Origin of the sequence: Pseudomonas sp. JAI111 (assembly GCF_024809425.1) — a bacterium.
Taxonomy (GTDB): domain Bacteria; phylum Pseudomonadota; class Gammaproteobacteria; order Pseudomonadales; family Pseudomonadaceae; genus Aquipseudomonas.
The window spans coordinates 562,330-580,033 of sequence record NZ_JANUCB010000004.1 but is presented as its reverse complement, the minus strand read 5'-3'; the positions used below and the strand labels follow the sequence as shown (position 1 = coordinate 580,033).

The following is a 17,704-nucleotide window of genomic DNA, read 5'->3' as shown; positions in this document are numbered from 1 at the left end:
GGGCCTCGCCTTCAATGAATCGCTTCATGATCGTCCTCGATACGATCTAGACGATCAGAAGATTAGACAATTGCAGGTGTTTTCACACAGCCTGGGTCGATTTCAGCCGGTTCTGACAGGCAGCTATTGGCCGTTTTCTGCCTGTCGCGGTGCTGCTGAGCCCTCAGCGCCATGGCAGTTACGGGTTACCCCCAAGGGACAGAGTCAAGCGCTGGCGCCATGTCAATTGAAGGTGACAGCACAGAACCAGTCACTTCAAAGCTCATCGGTTTTGTGAAATAACACCACCCATGTATTGGTTTAAATCGCGCAAATCCTTAACACTCCATGAGTGCGGCGATAGCTTTATTCCGTTCTCACGCAAGGTTCTTGGGATTAAGTCGCCATTTGGGCGAAGTATTATCGAAGATACAATCACACCCGGATAATCATTTAATCGTTTTTTGAAAGCGGACGTTGTTAGGTTAGGTGTAGGCGGATTGCTTTTATTAGCCAGTGGTCCTGTTGCTTTGAGATCCATTCCGTGGCACATGCTGCATCGCTGTAGATAGAGATTTTTTCCATTAGCATTATCCGCGAAGGATAGTGATGGTTGAGTCAGCGATAAAATTCCTAGCGAAGCGATGAATAATATTTTCATTGTTTTTATCTTCCATGATGAGATCAGCGTAAATTTGGACGCGATTTGGAGCGCGGGAAAATATCAGCCATCGCTTCGGTACACACAGTCATTTCTGGTGCCCATTAAACCAACACGTTTTCCCGGCGCATCCAGGTGACATGCGCAGGGCATCCGACTCAGCAATTCTTCAGCATGCTGCTAAGGCCAAAGCATCGCGCTCGGCAAAGATGCTTGCCATTTCCGCCGCGTTTTCGGTTCCCCAGGTGCACAGGGGGATGATCGCTTCAGCCAGGCTGCGACCGATCGGGGTCAGCGTGTAGTCCACGCGCGGCGGCACTTCTTTGTAGTCGTTCCGCGCCAGCACGCGGTCGGCTTCCAGATCCTTCAATTGCTGGATCAGCACCTTGTCGCTCACGCCCGGGATCAAACGTTTGAGTTCGCCGTAGCGCTTCGGGCCGTCGCGCAGGAAAAACAAGACCAGTGGTTTCCACTTGCCCGAGATGATGCGTAGCGTGGCGTTGAGCCCACAACCGGTGCCGCAGATTTCAGAATTCGTCGTCATTTTTTGATACTTACCAAAAGGTGCATACTTGCCCTTAGGTTATCAGAGCCGCATCCTCGTTCTCAAGCAAGCAATTTCCTGCTTGGGTAAAACTCCAACGAAGGATGCATGACATGACCAGATTGAATGGAAAGACCGCCGTGATCACCGGCGGCGCTACTGGCATCGGCCTCGCCGCAGCAAAGCGCTTCATCGAAGAGGGCGCTTTCGTCTTCATCTTCGGTCGCCGGCAGGAAGCGCTCGACGCTGCCGTAGCCGAACTCGGGCCCAATGCCCGCGCAGTAAAGGGCTCGGTCTCCAATGAGGCCGACCTCGACCGACTCTACGCGGCGGTTAAGGCCGAACGCGGAACCCTCGACATCGTCTTCGCCAATGCCGGGGCGGGAAGCCCGCTTGCGCTCGGCAACATCACCGCCGAACACATTGACGAAACCTTCGACACCAACGTGAAGGGCACGATCTTTACCGTCCAGAAGGCGCTGCTGCTGATGGGGCAGGGCGGTTCGATCATCCTGACCGGATCGAGCGCCGGCACCACGGGCGCCCCGGCTTTCAGCGTCTACAGCGCAAGCAAGGCGGCGGTGCGCAACCTCGCGCGGACTTGGGCGGAAGACCTGAAGGGTACAGGCATCCGGGTAAACGTACTGTCGCCCGGGCCGACTGCGACCGATCTCGCGAAGGCAGCGCTAGGTGAGGAAGGCATGAAGGTCTTCGCCTCGATGAATCCACTCCAGCGCATGGCCGAGCCGGCGGAAATCGGAGCCGCAGCCGCGTTTCTCGCATCGCAGGACAGCAGCTTCATGACCGCCAGTGAGGTCGCCGTCGACGGCGGCCTGGCGCAAATCTGACTCACCACGCCCGGCCCGCTATTTGGCGCCGCCGGGCGTGATATACCTGAGGAGAATATATGAGCTACGCAATTATCGGCTTCGGCAATATCGGCCAGGCCCTGGCCAAGGCGTTTGCCCGCAACGGCATCGAAGTATCCGTTGCAACCACGCGCGACCCGCAAAGCTTTGCCTCCACTGCGGCCGCGATCGGACCCCAGATCATTCCTAAAACACTGGCGGAAGCCGTCAAGGCGGACATCATCTTTTTGGCCGTCCGTTTCGAGTCGCACCCGGATGTCGCAAAGGCGCTGCCAACCTGGAAGGGAAAGACCATCATCGATGTGACCAATGCCTACGGCGTGTCCCCCGAGGAACTGGGGGGACAGCCTTCTTCCAGGTTCATCGCGCAGGCCTTCACTGGCGCGAGACTGGTGAAGGGCTTCAATCATTTGGGCGCTGCCGTCCTTGGTCAAGATCCGGCCGTGAAGGGTGGCCGGCGAGTCGTGTTCTTGGCGAGTGACGATGACGGCGCCGCAGAGGAGGTTGGTGCGCTTGCGGAAAATCTCGGTTTCTCGCCGATCAAACTTGGCGGCCTTTCGGAAGGTGGACTGCTTGTGCAGGCGCGCGGAAATACTTGGGGTCAACTGATCTTCAAGGACTTGGTCAAGTTCGACTGATCGCAAATTTTGATGCGGTGCTGATGTCGGTCAAGCCACCGACATCACTCACCGACAGGTCCAAAACATAGTCGATTTCTTAAGTGCTTAATCATGAAGATAAGGAGTGACCATGCTTAATAATGAAAAAATAATCAGAGAACTCTGCGCCGCCGCAGAAGGGCAAGGAACGGATATCAAGAAGTTTGTCTCCATGTTCTCTGAGGAAGGGTACATGTGGGATATGGCTTCCGGCATGAAGTTTCGCGGGAAGGCCATTGGCGAGTCTATCGCGAGTCTGGTAAGTGCGTTCCCCGATGTCCACCGTGAGTTGTTTGACATCCACGTCGCGGGAGACGTTGTCGTTGTCGAGCTCGCAATTCGTGGAACGCACAAAGGTGATCTGCCTCTTTCCTCCGGGACTCTGGCTCCCACGGGCAAGACGATAGATGTCCCGTCCTGCGATGTTTTCCGTCTCGAAAATGGAAAGGTCGTCTCTTTCCATTGCTACAACGAGGCATCCGCCATGCAGCAACAACTTGGCCTCGTCCCCGGCTGATTTGCAACGCAGAGGTCTTTATGAGCATTAAAGAAAACACCCAGATTGCGAAGGATTTTTTTGCAGCAATAGGCGGCGGCGATAGGGACGCTCTGCTAGCGCTGGCTGCCGAAGATATCGAGTGGATCATTCCGGGAGAGGGCTGGCCGCTCGCTGGCACGCACCGCGGCCACGCGGGATTGGCGCACTTGCTTCAGAAGGCTTCCACAGAGATGGAGATTTCATCCCCGGAGCCTCCAGAGTTCGTAGCGCAGGGAGACCGGGTTCTGGTCGTCGGCGTCGCTACCGGAAAGGTCAAAGCCACGAACAGGACATTTGAAGACTATTTTGTTTTCGCCATCACTGTTCGCAACGGCAAGCTGACGAACATTCGAGAATATGTCGACACGCAAGCACTGGCGCGGGCCTCAGAGATGGGCTCAAGTCCCAGGCACCAAGCCCTCGGGCTCGATACTCCCGGCGCTCGCTAATTGCACGCGTAGCACGTCATGATCTAGCCCCTTAAAGGCCTGAAGAATGCCCTGATCTCTTCAGCAAGGATTTCGGGCTGTTCCAGCGCTGCGAAATGACCGCCACATTGCATAGGTTCCCAACGGTGGACATCAAAAACGCGCTCGACCCAACTGCGCGGTGGCATGGGCAATTCTTTCGGAAAAAGCGCCACACCCAACGGAGTCTCCACTCGCTCATTGGCTTCGAAAACGAGCGGATTAAGTCGATTTTCCTTGTATAGCCTCAAGGTTGCTTGAATGCTCCCGCTGAACCAATAAAGCGATATATCGCTGAGGAGAGCGTCAAGCGACACCACTTGTTCAAGATCATTGGGATGATCTACCCATGAGTGGAATTTTTCGATAATCCACGCAGCAAGGCCCGCTGGCGAGTCCGCAAGTGCAAAAGCCAGGGTTTGAGGTTTGGTCCCGTGCAAAGCTGCGTAAGCACCTTCGGTCGCCGCGAACTGGCTGCTTCGATTCAGAAAATCCTGTTCTTCTTCGCTCAAGGCGTCTTTGCCCGTCCCCAGAAATGGCCTGAAACTACCTGGGATGTAATTGAGATGGGCACCTATCAAGTTGGGGCCGTGGTTACGAGCGAGCCACATTGATACACCCGCGCCGATATCGCCTCCCTGAGCGCCAAATCGATCGTAGCCCAGCTCTCCCATCAACGATGCCCATAGTCCTGCGATTTGCTTGGAGCTGATACCCGCTTTGGTCGGAGCAGGGGAGCAACCGTAGCCTGGTAAAGATGGCACGACTACATCAAAGGCATCTGAGGCATGCCCCCCGTATTTTGCAGGATCGGTCAGAAGCGCAAGCAACCGTTCCATCTCCAGGAAAGAGCCCGGCCAGCCGTGGGTAATTATCAGTGGCATGGGCTTCGGCCCAATCCCCCGCTGGTGCAGAAAGTGAATCTCCTCGCCGTCAATTTCCGCCATGAACTGTGGCAACTTATTTATCCGCTGCTCATGAATGCGCCAATCAAATTGGTTGCTCCAATAATCCAGAAGGCGCGCAAGAAAACTCACCGCAGTACCGTCCTCCCAACTATCGGCTGCCAAGGTGTCCGGTAAGCGTGAAGAGCGCAGGCGTCGATCAAGGTCGTCTAGTTGCTCGGTGGTAATGGCAAGCGTGAAAGGGCGCATAGACATGACGGTTCTCTATGGGAGGGGAGCGTTCCCGCTCGGTCGCGGGGCAAGGCAGGGCTGATGAAAGTTCAGTGTGATGACACGAAAGGCGAAGCGGTTGTCGGTGCGAGCAACGCATAGGTCCGTTTCATCCTCGCCACCTCCGCCAACGGTGTACGGCCGAAGAAGCGCTTGAAGTCGCGGCTGAATTGCGAAGCACTTTCATAGCCCACCAGAAACGCCGATCTGGCTGCTGTCAGGTCATTGCGCAGCATCAATAAGCGCGCTTGATGCAACCGTGTCGACTTGAGGTACTGCATCGGCGAGGATTCGGTCACCTTGCGAAAGTGCAGATGAAAGTTAGGCACGCTCATCTGTGCTTCCTGGGCCAGGGCTTCGACATCCAGGTGCTCGTGGTAACAGCTGTGGATTTTGTGAATGGCGCGCGTCACCTTGCCGAACTGGCCCTGCTGGGCGATGGCCGCTCGCAGGGTGCCGCCTTGTTCGCCGGTGAGGATGCGGTAGTAGAGTTCACGCAGCATCGCCGGGCCAAGGATTTGCGCGTCGGTGGGATCGCTCATGACCTCCAGAAAACGCAGGGTCGACTGGCCGAGCAGTTCATCCATGGGCGAGGCGTACATGCCCATCGGCTGAGCCGCGCTGACGCCCCATACCTCATCCACCTGCTGAATCAGCTCGCCGACCAGGGTGAAATCCAGACGCAGGTACACCGCCAGCATTGGCTCGGCCTCGCTGGCGTCGGTCTCCATCGTGAAGGGCACCGGCACCGACACCACCAGATAGTGCTGGGCGTCGTAGATGTAAATGTCATCACCCAGATAACCGCGTTTCTGCCCCTGGCAGAGGATGACGATGCCTGGCTCATACAAAACCGGCGTGCGCGTCAGCGGTCGGTTGGAACGCAGAAAACGCACATCATCCAGCGGGCTCAGGTTGTAACCCTCCAGCGGCGCAAGCTGGCCCATCAACTGCACCATACGTGCGGTGCTCGGGTCATTGGGTTTGGCCATCGACTGCAATTTCTCCATATATGCTCAGCCGTCCGTCGAACGGCTAAGCGTCTCCCATTGCTCAATACTCTCCGCCGTCCGGTGCAGCTTGTCACGCACAAGGGCCAGGGCGTCGCTGCCTAGCAGCAGATGAGTCGGCGGGGCAGGGCTGGCGATAATCGTCAGCATGGCGCGTGCGGCTTTCTGCGGGTCGCCCGGTTGATGCCCGCTTTTTTCCTCGCGGGCTTTGCGTACCGGGTCGAAGCTCGCATCGTAGTCACTGATATTGCGTGGCGTGCGCTGCATCGAACGGCCCGCCCAGTCCGTGCGAAACGACCCCGGCGCCACGGCCGTGACAAAAATGTTGAAGGGTGCAAGCTCCTTGCTCAGCGTGTCAGAAATGCCCTCCAGCGCAAATTTGCTGCCGCAGTAATAGGCAATGCCCGGCATGGTGATATAGCCGCCCATGGAAGTGATATTGAGGATATGCCCCGCCCGCCGCTGGCGAAAATACGGCACAAACGCCTTGGTAACTGCCACCGCGCCAAATACATTCACATCGAACTGGCGGCGCATTTCCTCCAGCGACGACTCCTCGAAAATCCCTTCGTGGCCATAACCCGCATTGTTTACCAGCACATCCACCGGGCCGTGCCGTTCCTCAACGTCGGCGACCACTGCGTCGATGGCATCGAAGTGGGTAACGTCCAGCACCACCCCATGAGCCCGTTCAGGCGAGAGTGCCTCGAAGGTTGCCAGAGCGGATTCACTGCGAACGGTGCCGATCACACGATGGCCCTGGGCGAGAGCTTCCGTAGCCAGTGCCTGGCCAAAGCCGCTGCTGACGCCGGTGATGAAGAGCGTTTTTGCTGCACTCATGTGGCGCACTCCTGAAGAAACAAGGTGAGGCCATGCTAGGACGAGCAGGGGTGAGGGGCTATGCCGGATTGGATTTTAGTATTGCCTGATTCTATCAGGGTGGTCGGCCCATTACAGAGCCGCACTCATCCCATCGGCGCTCTAACTGGTACTCATAATCCGAACAGGGCCATGACGGTTAAGGACTTCGATCATGACGTTCTTTCCTGAACGTCTCAGCATCACATCAGCCGATTCCGTCCCCACTGTCAGGCGCTGAATGGCGATGGTGTCCAGAAATGCCGGAAGTATGGGCTCGTCAAACATGATGTTGAGTTTGGTCGGGCTGAAGCTAAGCCCCAGGCACGACTGAATCATCGAAAGCGGCGCTGCAGCAGCCCACGCCTGCGGCATGCAGGCGACTGGATAAAACGTCGGTCCTTGGGTGCGCTGCCGGGGAAAGCCGCAAAACAGTTCCGGAAGCCGTCGAAGATCAATGTACGTGGATGCGGCAAAAATCCCTTCGAAAATTCGCGCGGCTTCCTGCCGGAAGCCGTACCGGGCGAACCCGGCCGCGATCAAGGCATTGTCATGGGGCCAGACGGATCCGTTGTGATAACTCATCGGGTTATAGCGTGGCTGCGAGGAAGCGACGGTTCGCACGCCCCAGCCTGAAAAAGAGGAGCGATCCATCAACGCCGCCACGACCGATGACGCGCGTTTGCGGTACGCGATGCCGGCAAAAAGCGCATGGCCCGCATTGGAGGTGCGCACTCGACAGGGCATTTTTTTGCCGTCCAGCGCCAGGACATACGTGCCCAGTTCCTCGTCGAAAAAGTGAGCATCGAACTGCTGGCGCAAGTGTCGAGCCTTTTCTTTCAAGCGTAGAGCATGGGTTGGTTCACCAAGCCGTCGTGCAATTTGGGCGGCACCATTAAAAGCGCCATAGACGTAAGCCTGCACTTCAACGATCGCTATCGGGCCGACGGCCAATCGACCGTCCGCATGGAACACCGAGTCATGACTGTCCTTCCATCCCTGGTTGATTAGACCTTCGGCGGACTGCCGACCATATTCGATAAAACCGTCACCGTCGCGGTCGCCGTATTCATCAATCCAGTTCAGCGCCGCTACAATGTTTGGCCAGAGTCGGCGGAGGGTATCCAGGTCATTGGTCCTTTCCAGATAAGCCGCGGCCAGCATTACAAACAATGGCGTGGAGTCGATGCTCCCGTAGTAACGCCGGAAGGGCACCTCACCCAACTCAGCCATTTCCCCTAGCCTGATCTCATGCAGGATTTTCCCGGGTTCTGCATCGGCGCCAGGGTCGACGGTCAGTGCTTGATTGGCCGCCAGATGTCCCAGTACGCCCCGGGCTATACCAGGGTCGAGCCAGAGCATCTGCCACGCGGTGATCAAAGCATCACGTCCAAAGACTGTACTGAACCAAGGGATACCTGCGTATGGATACAGGCCCTCGGGCGTTTTGGTCATGAGCATGTAAAGGTCGGAAACGCTCCGACTGACCGCTTCGTTGAACACGTCATGGGACGTCACGACCGCGGCCGCGCGCGAAGAAAACGTGCGTGACTGGCGCCGGGCATCGCGCAGTGAAACGAAAAACCCGTGACGCACTGAATAGGGTGGGTTTTGAACGCCGCAATTGATATCCATAAACAATGATTGGATTTGACCGGGCGCCAATTCGATGTCGAACAGTGCCTGATCGCAGGAAAGACTGGCTGGCAACGGGTCAAATCGTAATCGGGTGGTGCGCCGCTTGTGGTCCAGCCCGGTGTAGGAGAGAAGGACTTGCTCACCCGTGATTTCCGCCCGATGACTCTCTCCGCGCTGCGGGCGCCGAGCACCGCGAACCTCGAACAGATCCTTGAAGTCGGCCACGAATTGGATTCTGAGTTGCAGGCGATGTGGGTGTTCGTCGAAATTGCGCAATGTCAGTCGTTCGTAACATGTTCCCTCCCACAAAAAACGTGAGCGGCGCAGGTGGATCAAATCATGGTGCAGGATTTTTTGGCCCTGGGTGTTGAACAGATCTGCGTTGGTAAGATCGCATGTGAGCATCGCGTTATCGTCGCGCAGCGTGGAACTGAGCAACAGTGGTCGCGTCCCGTTAAGCGTCAGATAGAACCCCGACAGATGCCGGGTATCGGTATGGAAAAGCCCCTGGGGGCTTTCTTCTGTAACCAGTACGTCCCCGTTAGGGTCGAATATCGCAAAAGTATCGTTATGTTTAAGAGTGCGTAAGCGCAATTCTTGCAACGACGCCGAGGCAGGAACATCGAAAGGTGTGTTGGGTTGGCCCGTACTGTGGCCCGTCGTCAGATGACGATACAGCTCCAGATAATGGTTAGTCATGCACTCGACCGTGAACCGTCCCTCGAACGCGGCCCGAACGCTGCGACGGTCGAGCTCATCGACTCGCTGGATAGCCGCTACCGCGCCTTCGATGTCATCGACAATGTAACCGGACACTCCGTCATCAATCACTTCCGGGACCGCGCCATGACGAAAGGCCACGACAGGCGTCCCACACGCCATGGCTTCGATCATCGCGATGCCGAAAGGCTCAGGCCAATCGATGGGGAAAATCAGAGCGCGGGCATTGCCAAGAAAATCGGCCTTTTGGTGATCATCGATCTCGCCGATAAATTCGACGTTCGGATGCGTCGCGATCAACGGAGCAATAACGTCGTCCCAGTAAAGCTGATCCGCCTTGTCGACCTTGGCTGCGATCTTCAACGGCAGGCCCGCCCTGGTGGCAATTTCGATGGCGCGGTCCGGACGTTTTTCGGGGGAGATACGGCCCAGGAATGCCAAATAGTCGCCTTTGGGCTCAGGGGTGAATGGGAAAAGATCGGCTGGAATCCCGTGATAAACATTGCCCGTCCAATTGACGTTGCCGATCAACGGCTCGCGTTGGGCTTTTGAAATCGAGACCAGTGGTACCTCGGGGAAATGGCTGTAAAACGATTGGTAGTCTGCGATATCCAGACGTCCGTGAAGCGTGGTTACACTGCGGCCGGCCAAGCGACGAATTAACGGAAAATGATAGATGTCGACATGAAAGTGCATCACATCGAATTGATCCGCCTGTCTGATCACTTGATCCAGCATCAGGATGTGATGAGGAATCGCATCCTTGACGTCCGGGTCCAGCCGCAAGGCTCGCCGCGATCCTGGCTGCAGGTGTGCCGAAGTTTGTGAATCCCCGCTGGCAAAGAGCGTTACATCGTGACCTTGCCGAACCAGTTCTTCAGTCAGGTAAGAAACAATCCGCTCAATGCCGCCGTACAGACGCGGCGGACAGCATTCGGTAAGCGGCGCAATCTGAGCGATTCTCATGGAGATGATCTCCGTTGTTGAGTCGAATGAATAGGCCTCCTGTGCCTGGCTTCTTACGATTTCCTTTGCTCGCTTTATCCACGGTTGATGGTGCTTCCACCGCGACAGTTCAACTCGATATGAAGCTTTCAGTGTTCACTGGTCGAAAACAGCCGATTGCTGCCGTTGACGACAGGCAACATCAGGCAGAAGCCGCCGGTCACCTGTGTCTAAAAAACCAGCCGCCATTCATAATACCGACCCTCTCTATTTACCCATCCAAAGCCGACAGCCATGACTGAAGAGTTCGAAGTCCCCAGCCCTCACGAGCAACATATTGAGCACACCACTCATCATGCCCATGCAAAAGGCGATCGCTTTGCCAGCAGGGTTGCGGTCATGACGGCGATCATGGCAACTGTGGGCGCCATGATGAGCTATCAGGCGGGCTCGACGGAGAGCGAGGCGGCCATGGACAAAAACAACGCAGCCATCCAGAAGACCGAAGCCGCCAACGAATGGAACTACTACCAGGCCAAGTCCAGCCGGCAGAACCTGTCAGAGCTGGCCAGCCATCTGCCAGGGCTGGATTCCGCCCATTATGTTGCCGAGGTGCGGCGCTACGGGGAGCAGAAAGAGGAGGCGCGCAAGAAGGCCGAAGCACTTGAGCAACAGGCGCGAGAGTGGGACGAGAAGTCAGAGCAGGTGCTGCATCAGCATCACCGCTGGGCCCAGGCCATGACCGCGATTCAAATCGCCATTTCACTGGCGGCCATTACCTTGCTGACGCGTAAGGAATGGCTCAAGCGCCTCTCGTTTGGGGCTGCGGGTGTGGGTGTCATGTTGGGTTCGCTTGCCTGGCTGCATATCTGAGCGAACGTCTGCTTGCGAACCACTCAAGCAGAACCAAAGCGGGCGAGTGCAGCATCGACAAATCGTCGGAGTTTGGCGGTTCTCTGACGATTGGCCGTGTAGAGCAAATGCATTTGTCGACTCGGTGCTTCGTAATCGGCTAACACTCGAACCAACTCGCCGCTGCGCAACGAAGGCTCAAGAAAGTCTTCGGGTCCAAGGACAATCCCGAACCCGTCCAGTGCAGCCGACAGCAGTGCTTTGCTCTCGTTGACCTGCAATCGACTGGCGACTTGTACCCGTTCAACGACGGAGTCTTTGCAGAATACCCATTCGCGGTCGGCCGGGCGGGACCAATAGGCGTACCCCAGACACTCATGGTTCTGCAGATCATCCGGTATTTGCGGCACTCCGCGCTCGCCCAGATAGCTCGGTGCCGCACAGGCCACCAATCGATAAGGCGCCAACGGTCTGGCGGTCAAACTGGATGAGGTCAGTGGGCCAATTCTGAAGGTCACTTCGTAACTTTCCTCCACCAGGTCGACGAAGCGATCGGTCAAATGCAGATCGATTTCAACTTCCGGGTGTTGACGTAAAAACTCCGTCACAAAGGGCATGAGGCTGTAGGAGCCAAATGTTACGGGAGCACTGATTTTCAGTTTTCCGCGCGGGGTATCGTTCATGATCTGCGCAAGGGAGTCGGCAGCCTGAGCTTCGCTCAAAATGTGTTTGCAGCGTTCGTAGTAGGCGCTGCCCAACTCAGTCAGGCTCTGGCGTCGAGTGGTACGGTTCAGTAGCCGCGCGCCGAGCCGCTGCTCAAGCGCGGCCACATGCTTGGCCACCATCTGCGGCGACAGGCCCAATCGCTCGGCAGCGCTGGCGTAGGAGCCGGATTCCGCGGCCATCACAAACGCGCCCATGCTCGTCAGACGGTCCATCATTCAACACTCCTGGTAACGAGACTAAGTAGCCGATGATTATTTATCTGCCATTGGTTGGCAATCATCATGGTTTCCTCTTACTCAACCAGCGGTGCAAGAACATGCGTATCGGTATTATCGGGGCAGGCTTCATCGGACGGGCAGTGGCGCAATTGGTCATCGCCGCGGGACATGAGGCAATGCTCAGCAATTCACGTGGGCCACAGACCATGAGCAGCGTGCTGAGTGGCGTTCCTGGCAGTCAGGTCGGCACTATCGAGGAGGCCGCACAATTTGGCGACGTTGTACTCGTCGCCGTTCCTCTTGAGCAATACCGAAGCGTGCCGGCGAAGTGGCTAGAGGGAAAAATCGTGCTGGACGCCAATAATTATTACCCGCAGCGCGACGGCCACATTGCCGCTCTCGACCGATTCGAAACCACCACCAGCCGCCTGCTTGCCGAGCATCTGCCTCACTCCCGCGTGGTCAAGGTGTTCAATGCGATCCTCGCCCAGGACCTGGTGCAGGACTCACGTCCGAAAGCAGCGCACGACCGACGCGCACTCCCGATCGCTGCGGATGATCCGGCAGCGAAAGACCTGGTGATCAAGTTGCTCGACGAGATTGGGTTCGACGCGTTAGATGCAGGCGGTCTTGATGAAAGCTGGCGGTTCGAACGGGCTAAACCCGCTTACTGCATACCGCTGGATAAGGAAGGGCTGAAGGTTGCCTTGGCTGCGGCCCAGCGGCAGGTCGAGTTGCCCGACGGATCGTGGCGCCGCTGAATAGCCTGAAAGGCTTGTGCGGACGTCCATGTTGTCCGCGGATTGCTCCCGTGGCATCGCACTAGCGACGATAGTAGCGGTGATCGTCCTCGTAGCGGTGCTGCATGGCCCGATCTTCGCGGCGCTCCCATTCACGACGGCGTTCGGCTTCTCGGTAGGCTTGCTCTCTGCGCCACTGATCTCTGCGCCAGTCGTCTCGACGCCAATCGTCTCTACGATCGTGCCAACGGCCGTCACGCCAGTATCCATCGTCGTGGGCCAGCAATGGCCCTGACGGTTTGCCGGCCATGCTGGCCAAGGAAGGCCACGGGTTGTCGGCGGCCTGGGCCTGAGCGGTTGTGAATTCAGTTTTGACTACTGTTGTGAAAGCAGGGGTTGAGGTCTTCATCGGTGTTGCTGATGCCGAGCCCACTACCGCGAGCGCGAACAGGCCTAAAAGCATCATTCGTGGGTCATGGAATTTCATGAGCGAAGACAACCTCTGATTGACATTGGGACTTATGGCCATCTGGTTGCGGGAAGCCTGCGGGTTCGCGCTTAACGAGCAGATGTGCCTATCCACATAGACCGATAAATAAGGAAAAGTTCTAGACGACCGCTGCTTTAAAATAGCTGACGGCCTTGGTCTTCAACCCCTTTAAGGTTTGTTCTCTCGATGCCCACTTCTGGCCGATTGCTGTCCGTCATGGGAGGACGGCAGCCGACGGTGGACTCAAGCGGTTTGCTGCCACAAACTGAACAGGTTGTAAGCAGGGTGATTCTGCTACTGGTTAATATTTACCCCGTTGGCTGCTTTACTGTAAGTCGCGATTATCAACTGGCTGCGGGTGATATAAATTGTCTCCCGTCCATGAGTCGTGGATTTCAAAGGCAAGTTTTTAGCTCGTCAGTATTTGTTGGCTCGATATCTTATTGTCAGACAGGTATGTGAACTCGTATCCATTGATCTAGAGCCCTTTTATATAATTGGCTGTATAAAAGTATACGTTCGGGGATAAGCACCCAATTACCCCTCGTTTTCGGTGTAAACCTATCCCGATTATGGGTCAGTCCCCAGCAAGGTTTTCGTCCCGAACGAAACGCGATGACGGCTGGAACCCTTGGCTAACAAGACTCTCAGCCATCGAGACTGTTTGATTGAATGTTGGCGTAGTAATTGCTCGATGAGGTTGTCCCGTCCAAAAAAGTTGGGCGGCAATGGCATTTATGTATCGCGCTGGTTTGACATGAATCGTAGGGCGACATGAATAAAAATCTCTCTCAGTTCGAGTTTGAGGAAGCCGTCATGAGTCATCAAAAATATACATGTGCGCAAGTCGCACTGCATTGGCTGTCGGCGTTTGTAATTCTATGGTCGTTATGCACGGGCTCTTATGTCGCGTTGTTCAATGTGTCACCACACATGAAATCAATAATGACGGCCTTTAATATTTCGATGACGACGTTGTTCATTCCCTTTTTCCTGATGCGGGTGGTTTTGCGTATCAATCATCTACGCCACCACACGGTCGTGTCGGGTGAATTATTGGCCACTTTTGTGCATAACCTGATTTATCTGATAACGGGGATGGTGTTGCTCACGGGTGTGCTGATGATGGATCGATCGATTACGGTATTTGGCGCGCTGAGCATGCCGCCGCTGATCACCAACCCTCAGTTGCTGAGCGACTTCCATGCTGCGCATCAGGACAGTACCGCCATGCTGGGGGGGCTGGTGTTGTTGCATCTGCTGGCGGTGGTCAAACATGAGTTGAGTGGCAACCGGATTTTGAAGCGGATGAGCTTTCAGACATCGGCCTGGGAGTCGCCACTGCATGCTCGCGAGGATATCAGTCGCCAGTCCACCACCGATCACAGTTCAATGTGGACACCACCTGCTGCCGCGCCGTTAACAGGCAATGCGCGACATCCAATGGCCGCGATGGCTGATGATGTTCAAGATCGCCGGCGCATTCGCAGGCACTAGCGGTGGCTGGACTCAAAGAGCAGCAGGGTAGTACCAGCGAGACAAAAGCATCCAGCGGATGGAGCGATGGAAAATGAGCGCTAAGCTTTCATCTACTGTCGGGCTTATTGAACAGATCGGGCTTTGCATGCGATTGACCAACCCTGCAAAGGCACTATCGACCCATTGCGGTCTATTTATAGCTAGCCCTTCACAACAAGCCTCGGAGGGGAACCAATGAAACGCTTCGTAACGCTCATCGCCATATCTTTGCTGACCACTGCTTGTCAGAGCAATAACGGCATCACCCAAATCGACAATTGTGTCTGCTATAAAACCGCCGAGGGACAAGCTTTGCAAGCATCGCAAATAGCATGGAAAGACCCCAAAGCGTTACAGAAACAATTCTCCCATTGTATTTGCCGAGCCTTGGTTGACCTGAAGGAGGCCAAGGATCCCGGTAAATATTTTGTGCCCGGAACCGAGATTCGAACTGAGCTGAAATAGATAAGTGGGGTGGTTTAACGGACTCTGCTTTCGACGTATTCAGTGAGCTTTGACGCAGACATGATTTTTGACTGGAATGCCAGCCCGAAGATATCGACGGTGGCCCATGTTACGTCGAGCGCGAGGGTCAATCCCGTCGAGGGCAGCAACAATAGGGAAGACCTCACGGGAAACACTCAAATCGCTGCCCGCAATTCACGTGGTGACAGGCCATAGTGTGAGCGAAAGCGCACAGCAAAACGTGAGGCCGATGCGTAACCGCAGGCACCGGCAATTTCACCGATCGGGCGAGAGGTTGTCTGCAACCGTTGTAATGCTGTCGACAGTCGAACACCCTCCAGGATATTCCTGAAACTATTACCCTCTTTCGCCAGTTGGCGACGCAATGTCGACTCACCCAGGTTCATGTGTTGTGCAATGCTCGCAACCGTCCAGTCTCTCTCCGGGCTGGCCATTACCAGTTGCTGCACACGTTCACACAGTGGATCGTTGCGTCCCATTAGCAGCGGTCCGGCCTGGCCGCCAAGGCATAGGCTCAGAAGAACCGCTTCCCCATAATGTGTGCATAGTGCCTGCGGGGCGTTCCCATTGATGGCGACCAACAACTGCTCCCATGCCTGGGATGTGTGCCTGTCCAAGGGAACGCATAGGTCGGTCTTCGGTACACCGCGACAGCTCATGATCTGCTGGCTATATCGGGTGCTGAAGTTACGCAATGTCGAGACGGGAAAGGTCACCGCATCGGCGATGTAGTGACCGTGAGGGCCGGGGAAGTTGGAGATACCAAGCTCGCGCCCGGCCGGCATCAGAATCAGATGATTAGGCCCTGCGCGCATCTCCCGGTCATCCCATTGCAGCAGTTTTTCCCCCTGTCGCACTCGACACAAGGTGCTCACGAACACCGGCACCCTCGGCAAGGTAAGGGGTTGTCGCGCCCGTATGACACATGCATCGATAATGTTTTCCCGGTGCTGTATGCCGTCACAAGGGCGCATCGCTTAACGTCCGTAAGTTGAAGTAATGGTCGCTTTGGCCAAGACGTTGGCGTTGAGCATATAACCCACCAAGGCTCCGCTTGCCTGGTTGTCGAGCGGTAGCTTATCGACTTTCAATGCCCATACGGTGAATTGATAGCGATGGGGTTTATCTCCTGCAGGTGGGCAAGCTCCGCCGAATCCCGGCTGACCATAATCGGTTCGTCCTTGTACTGCACCGGCAGGCAGGTTCGCCCCCACTCCTCTTGGCAAGCTATTGGTGGAGGCTGGCAGGTTAACCACCGTCCAGTGCCACCAACCGCTACCGGTTGGAGCATCGGGATCGTAAACGGTGATCGCGTAGCTTTTAGTACCTGCGGGGGCGTTTATCCAGGAAAGCTCAGGAGAAGTGTTGCCACCTTCGCAACCGAAGCCCTGGAACACTTCGCGACTGGTCAGCGGGCGATTGTCAGCAATATCCCGGCTGGTCAGTGAGAAATCGGCAGCGTATCCACTGAATGTCACGGCCATGGAAAGTGCTGGCAGGATTAATCTGATATTCATCGCGACTCCATCACGGTCTTAAAGTGAAGCTCGAGTCTAGGATGAGCAAAGAGTGGGTACTGTGCCGAAATGCTCGATAACAGTGCCGAAATGCTCTATTGCTCAGGCGAACGATTGACTGGGCCAGATACGGCAGTGGAGTAAAAAATTCACAGATAAGCGGTATTGAAATAAACAATCCATTGATTTACTCTCGATCCCACGTTGTACGAGATCAACCGCTGTTAGCACCTAAAAAAACAAACAATCGGGAGCAAACATGAAAGCGAAAGTGATGTTGGGATTGTTCATGACCGCCGCAGTTGTCCTGCCAGCATGGTCAGCTGACTGGACTGTAGGTGCTAACGTTGGCAACGTGCCCTGGGAATTTCAGGACGCCAAAGGTGAATTCGTCGGATTCGAAGTCGATGTTGTAAAAGAAGTGGCAAAGCGCGCCGGGAAAACCGTCGAGTTCGTCAATATTCCTTTCAACGGCCTGTTCAGTGCCGTGCAATCAAAACGTGTCGAAATAGCTATTTCATCGATCACCATCACCCCTAAACGCCTGGAGTCGGTGGCCTTCGCACAGCCTTACTTCGACAGCGATCAGTCCCTGACCTCGCTGACTACGTCCAAGGTCAAGAGCCTGACCGACATGAATGGCAAGGTGGTTGGCGTCGATACCGGCTCGACCGGCGACATGTGGATCGGCCAACACAAGGACGAGTACAAGTTCGCCGATGTCTCGCGTTATGAAGGGCTATCGCCCGCCATGCTTGATCTGGCTTCCGGGCGCATCGATGGCTACCTCAGCGACATTCCCGCGGTGCTCTACTACATCAAGGACAAACCGCAATACACCATTGTGGCGCGTATTCCCACCGGTGAGCGCTATTCGTTGATGCACGCCAAAGGCTGGGCGATGAGCGATCAGGTCAACAACATCATCAGCAAGATGAAAGAAGACGGCACACTCGGAAAGATCCACAAGGAATGGTTCGGCACCGAAGCAGCTAAAGACTCGAGCACTCTGCAAGTGACCGCTGTTCTCAAGTAAGCCTTGCTGCTGTTGCAGGTAAGTGGCGACGCCCGTTCGCCACTTGTATTGACCGAGG

General features: G+C 55.8%; 20 protein-coding genes. 10 read left to right on the top strand and 10 right to left on the bottom strand.

The genetic code is table 11. The features are described from left to right. Positions 1–277 (top strand): hypothetical protein (locus HNR03_RS16830; RefSeq protein ID WP_259154718.1); only part of this gene is annotated, 277 nt, incomplete at its 5' end. On the opposite strand, the gene HNR03_RS16825 is transcribed toward HNR03_RS16830, so the two are convergent. Both HNR03_RS16825 and HNR03_RS16820 read right to left on the bottom strand, forming a co-directional pair. Beyond that, positions 263–640, bottom strand: coding sequence for a cytochrome c (locus HNR03_RS16825; protein ID WP_259154717.1), 378 nt, complete (start codon positions 638–640; stop codon positions 263–265). The genes HNR03_RS16830 and HNR03_RS16825 overlap by 15 nt on opposite strands. A gap of 169 nt (positions 641–809) precedes the next feature. Then, entirely contained in the window at positions 810–1,184 is a 375-nt protein-coding gene (locus tag HNR03_RS16820) for a helix-turn-helix domain-containing protein (RefSeq protein WP_259154716.1), read from the bottom strand. Positions 1,185–1,297: 113 nt separating this feature from the next. Between HNR03_RS16820 and HNR03_RS16815 the strand changes: the two genes are divergently transcribed. From HNR03_RS16815 to HNR03_RS16800, 4 genes are all read left to right on the top strand, one after another. Next, positions 1,298–2,032 carry an SDR family NAD(P)-dependent oxidoreductase gene (locus HNR03_RS16815; RefSeq protein ID WP_259154715.1) on the top strand — a complete coding sequence of 245 codons (735 nt, stop codon included), beginning with the start codon at positions 1,298–1,300 and terminating at the stop codon, positions 2,030–2,032. 59 nt (positions 2,033–2,091) lie between these two features. Continuing rightward, entirely contained in the window at positions 2,092–2,691 is a 600-nt protein-coding gene (locus HNR03_RS16810) for an NADPH-dependent F420 reductase (protein ID WP_259154714.1), read from the top strand. Between the two features lie 112 nt (positions 2,692–2,803). Further along, positions 2,804–3,229, top strand: a complete 426-nt coding sequence (locus tag HNR03_RS16805) for an ester cyclase (protein WP_259154713.1) — start codon at positions 2,804–2,806, stop codon at positions 3,227–3,229. Positions 3,230–3,249: 20 nt separating this feature from the next. Beyond that, complete coding sequence (locus tag HNR03_RS16800; protein ID WP_259154712.1) at positions 3,250–3,699, top strand: nuclear transport factor 2 family protein; 450 nt, start codon at positions 3,250–3,252, stop codon at positions 3,697–3,699. A gap of 23 nt (positions 3,700–3,722) precedes the next feature. On the opposite strand, the gene HNR03_RS16795 is transcribed toward HNR03_RS16800, so the two are convergent. From HNR03_RS16795 to HNR03_RS16780, 4 genes are all read right to left on the bottom strand, one after another. After that, complete coding sequence (locus HNR03_RS16795) at positions 3,723–4,877, bottom strand: epoxide hydrolase family protein (protein WP_259154711.1); 1,155 nt, start codon at positions 4,875–4,877, stop codon at positions 3,723–3,725. Between the two features lie 65 nt (positions 4,878–4,942). Continuing rightward, positions 4,943–5,884: an AraC family transcriptional regulator gene (locus tag HNR03_RS16790; protein ID WP_259154710.1), complete on the bottom strand. Its 942-nt coding sequence runs from the start codon at positions 5,882–5,884 to the stop codon at positions 4,943–4,945. A gap of 24 nt (positions 5,885–5,908) precedes the next feature. Continuing rightward, positions 5,909–6,742, bottom strand: coding sequence for an oxidoreductase (locus HNR03_RS16785; RefSeq protein ID WP_259154709.1), 834 nt, complete (start codon positions 6,740–6,742; stop codon positions 5,909–5,911). A 141-nt stretch (positions 6,743–6,883) separates the two neighbouring features. Continuing rightward, a complete protein-coding gene (locus tag HNR03_RS16780; protein WP_222587340.1) occupies positions 6,884–10,084 on the bottom strand; it encodes a glycogen debranching N-terminal domain-containing protein in 3,201 nt (1,066 codons plus the stop codon). A 273-nt stretch (positions 10,085–10,357) separates the two neighbouring features. Between HNR03_RS16780 and HNR03_RS16775 the strand changes: the two genes are divergently transcribed. Beyond that, entirely contained in the window at positions 10,358–10,936 is a 579-nt protein-coding gene (locus HNR03_RS16775; RefSeq protein WP_222587339.1) for a DUF4337 domain-containing protein, read from the top strand. 23 nt (positions 10,937–10,959) lie between these two features. Here the strand turns inward: HNR03_RS16775 and HNR03_RS16770 are convergent, their stop codons facing one another. Then, a complete protein-coding gene (locus HNR03_RS16770; RefSeq protein WP_259154708.1) occupies positions 10,960–11,856 on the bottom strand; it encodes a LysR family transcriptional regulator in 897 nt (298 codons plus the stop codon). A gap of 32 nt (positions 11,857–11,888) precedes the next feature. On the opposite strand from HNR03_RS16770, the gene HNR03_RS16765 reads away from it, so the two are divergent. Further along, the gene (locus tag HNR03_RS16765; protein WP_259154707.1) at positions 11,889–12,620 is read left to right on the top strand and encodes an NADPH-dependent F420 reductase; all 732 of its coding nucleotides are present in this window, start codon (positions 11,889–11,891) and stop codon (positions 12,618–12,620) included. Between the two features lie 61 nt (positions 12,621–12,681). On the opposite strand, the gene HNR03_RS16760 is transcribed toward HNR03_RS16765, so the two are convergent. Beyond that, positions 12,682–13,086, bottom strand: a complete 405-nt coding sequence (locus HNR03_RS16760) for a hypothetical protein (RefSeq protein WP_259154706.1) — start codon at positions 13,084–13,086, stop codon at positions 12,682–12,684. A gap of 777 nt (positions 13,087–13,863) precedes the next feature. Between HNR03_RS16760 and HNR03_RS16755 the strand changes: the two genes are divergently transcribed. Both HNR03_RS16755 and HNR03_RS16750 read left to right on the top strand, forming a co-directional pair. Then, a complete protein-coding gene (locus HNR03_RS16755) occupies positions 13,864–14,586 on the top strand; it encodes a cytochrome b (RefSeq protein WP_259154705.1) in 723 nt (240 codons plus the stop codon). 216 nt (positions 14,587–14,802) lie between these two features. Beyond that, positions 14,803–15,072, top strand: a complete 270-nt coding sequence (locus tag HNR03_RS16750) for a hypothetical protein (protein WP_222587337.1) — start codon at positions 14,803–14,805, stop codon at positions 15,070–15,072. Between the two features lie 176 nt (positions 15,073–15,248). On the opposite strand, the gene HNR03_RS16745 is transcribed toward HNR03_RS16750, so the two are convergent. Then, positions 15,249–16,067 (bottom strand): helix-turn-helix transcriptional regulator, encoded by an 819-nt coding sequence (locus tag HNR03_RS16745; RefSeq protein WP_259154704.1) that lies wholly within the window; start codon positions 16,065–16,067, stop codon positions 15,249–15,251. Between the two features lie 3 nt (positions 16,068–16,070). Continuing rightward, complete coding sequence (locus HNR03_RS16740) at positions 16,071–16,610, bottom strand: kinase inhibitor (protein ID WP_259154703.1); 540 nt, start codon at positions 16,608–16,610, stop codon at positions 16,071–16,073. A 259-nt stretch (positions 16,611–16,869) separates the two neighbouring features. Here HNR03_RS16740 and HNR03_RS16735 point away from each other — a divergent pair, with 259 nt between their 5' ends. Beyond that, positions 16,870–17,646 (top strand): transporter substrate-binding domain-containing protein, encoded by a 777-nt coding sequence (locus HNR03_RS16735; RefSeq protein ID WP_259154702.1) that lies wholly within the window; start codon positions 16,870–16,872, stop codon positions 17,644–17,646. Positions 17,647–17,704: the final 58 nt, after the last annotated feature.

What these genes read in the sequence shown, in the direction of transcription:
- HNR03_RS16825 (WP_259154717.1), bottom strand. Translation starts at nt 640, where the DNA reads ATGAAAATATTATTCATCGCTTCGCTAGGAATTTTATCGCTGACTCAA.
- HNR03_RS16820 (WP_259154716.1), bottom strand. Translation starts at nt 1,184, where the DNA reads ATGACGACGAATTCTGAAATCTGCGGCACCGGTTGTGGGCTCAACGCC.
- HNR03_RS16815 (WP_259154715.1), top strand. Translation starts at nt 1,298, where the DNA reads ATGACCAGATTGAATGGAAAGACCGCCGTGATCACCGGCGGCGCTACT.
- HNR03_RS16810 (WP_259154714.1), top strand. Translation starts at nt 2,092, where the DNA reads ATGAGCTACGCAATTATCGGCTTCGGCAATATCGGCCAGGCCCTGGCC.
- HNR03_RS16805 (WP_259154713.1), top strand. Translation starts at nt 2,804, where the DNA reads ATGCTTAATAATGAAAAAATAATCAGAGAACTCTGCGCCGCCGCAGAA.
- HNR03_RS16800 (WP_259154712.1), top strand. Translation starts at nt 3,250, where the DNA reads ATGAGCATTAAAGAAAACACCCAGATTGCGAAGGATTTTTTTGCAGCA.
- HNR03_RS16795 (WP_259154711.1), bottom strand. Translation starts at nt 4,877, where the DNA reads ATGTCTATGCGCCCTTTCACGCTTGCCATTACCACCGAGCAACTAGAC.
- HNR03_RS16790 (WP_259154710.1), bottom strand. Translation starts at nt 5,884, where the DNA reads ATGGCCAAACCCAATGACCCGAGCACCGCACGTATGGTGCAGTTGATG.
- HNR03_RS16785 (WP_259154709.1), bottom strand. Translation starts at nt 6,742, where the DNA reads ATGAGTGCAGCAAAAACGCTCTTCATCACCGGCGTCAGCAGCGGCTTT.
- HNR03_RS16780 (WP_222587340.1), bottom strand. Translation starts at nt 10,084, where the DNA reads ATGAGAATCGCTCAGATTGCGCCGCTTACCGAATGCTGTCCGCCGCGT.
- HNR03_RS16775 (WP_222587339.1), top strand. Translation starts at nt 10,358, where the DNA reads ATGACTGAAGAGTTCGAAGTCCCCAGCCCTCACGAGCAACATATTGAG.
- HNR03_RS16770 (WP_259154708.1), bottom strand. Translation starts at nt 11,856, where the DNA reads ATGATGGACCGTCTGACGAGCATGGGCGCGTTTGTGATGGCCGCGGAA.
- HNR03_RS16765 (WP_259154707.1), top strand. Translation starts at nt 11,889, where the DNA reads ATGATTATTTATCTGCCATTGGTTGGCAATCATCATGGTTTCCTCTTA.
- HNR03_RS16760 (WP_259154706.1), bottom strand. Translation starts at nt 13,086, where the DNA reads ATGAAATTCCATGACCCACGAATGATGCTTTTAGGCCTGTTCGCGCTC.
- HNR03_RS16755 (WP_259154705.1), top strand. Translation starts at nt 13,864, where the DNA reads ATGAATAAAAATCTCTCTCAGTTCGAGTTTGAGGAAGCCGTCATGAGT.
- HNR03_RS16750 (WP_222587337.1), top strand. Translation starts at nt 14,803, where the DNA reads ATGAAACGCTTCGTAACGCTCATCGCCATATCTTTGCTGACCACTGCT.
- HNR03_RS16745 (WP_259154704.1), bottom strand. Translation starts at nt 16,067, where the DNA reads ATGCGCCCTTGTGACGGCATACAGCACCGGGAAAACATTATCGATGCA.
- HNR03_RS16740 (WP_259154703.1), bottom strand. Translation starts at nt 16,610, where the DNA reads ATGAATATCAGATTAATCCTGCCAGCACTTTCCATGGCCGTGACATTC.
- HNR03_RS16735 (WP_259154702.1), top strand. Translation starts at nt 16,870, where the DNA reads ATGAAAGCGAAAGTGATGTTGGGATTGTTCATGACCGCCGCAGTTGTC.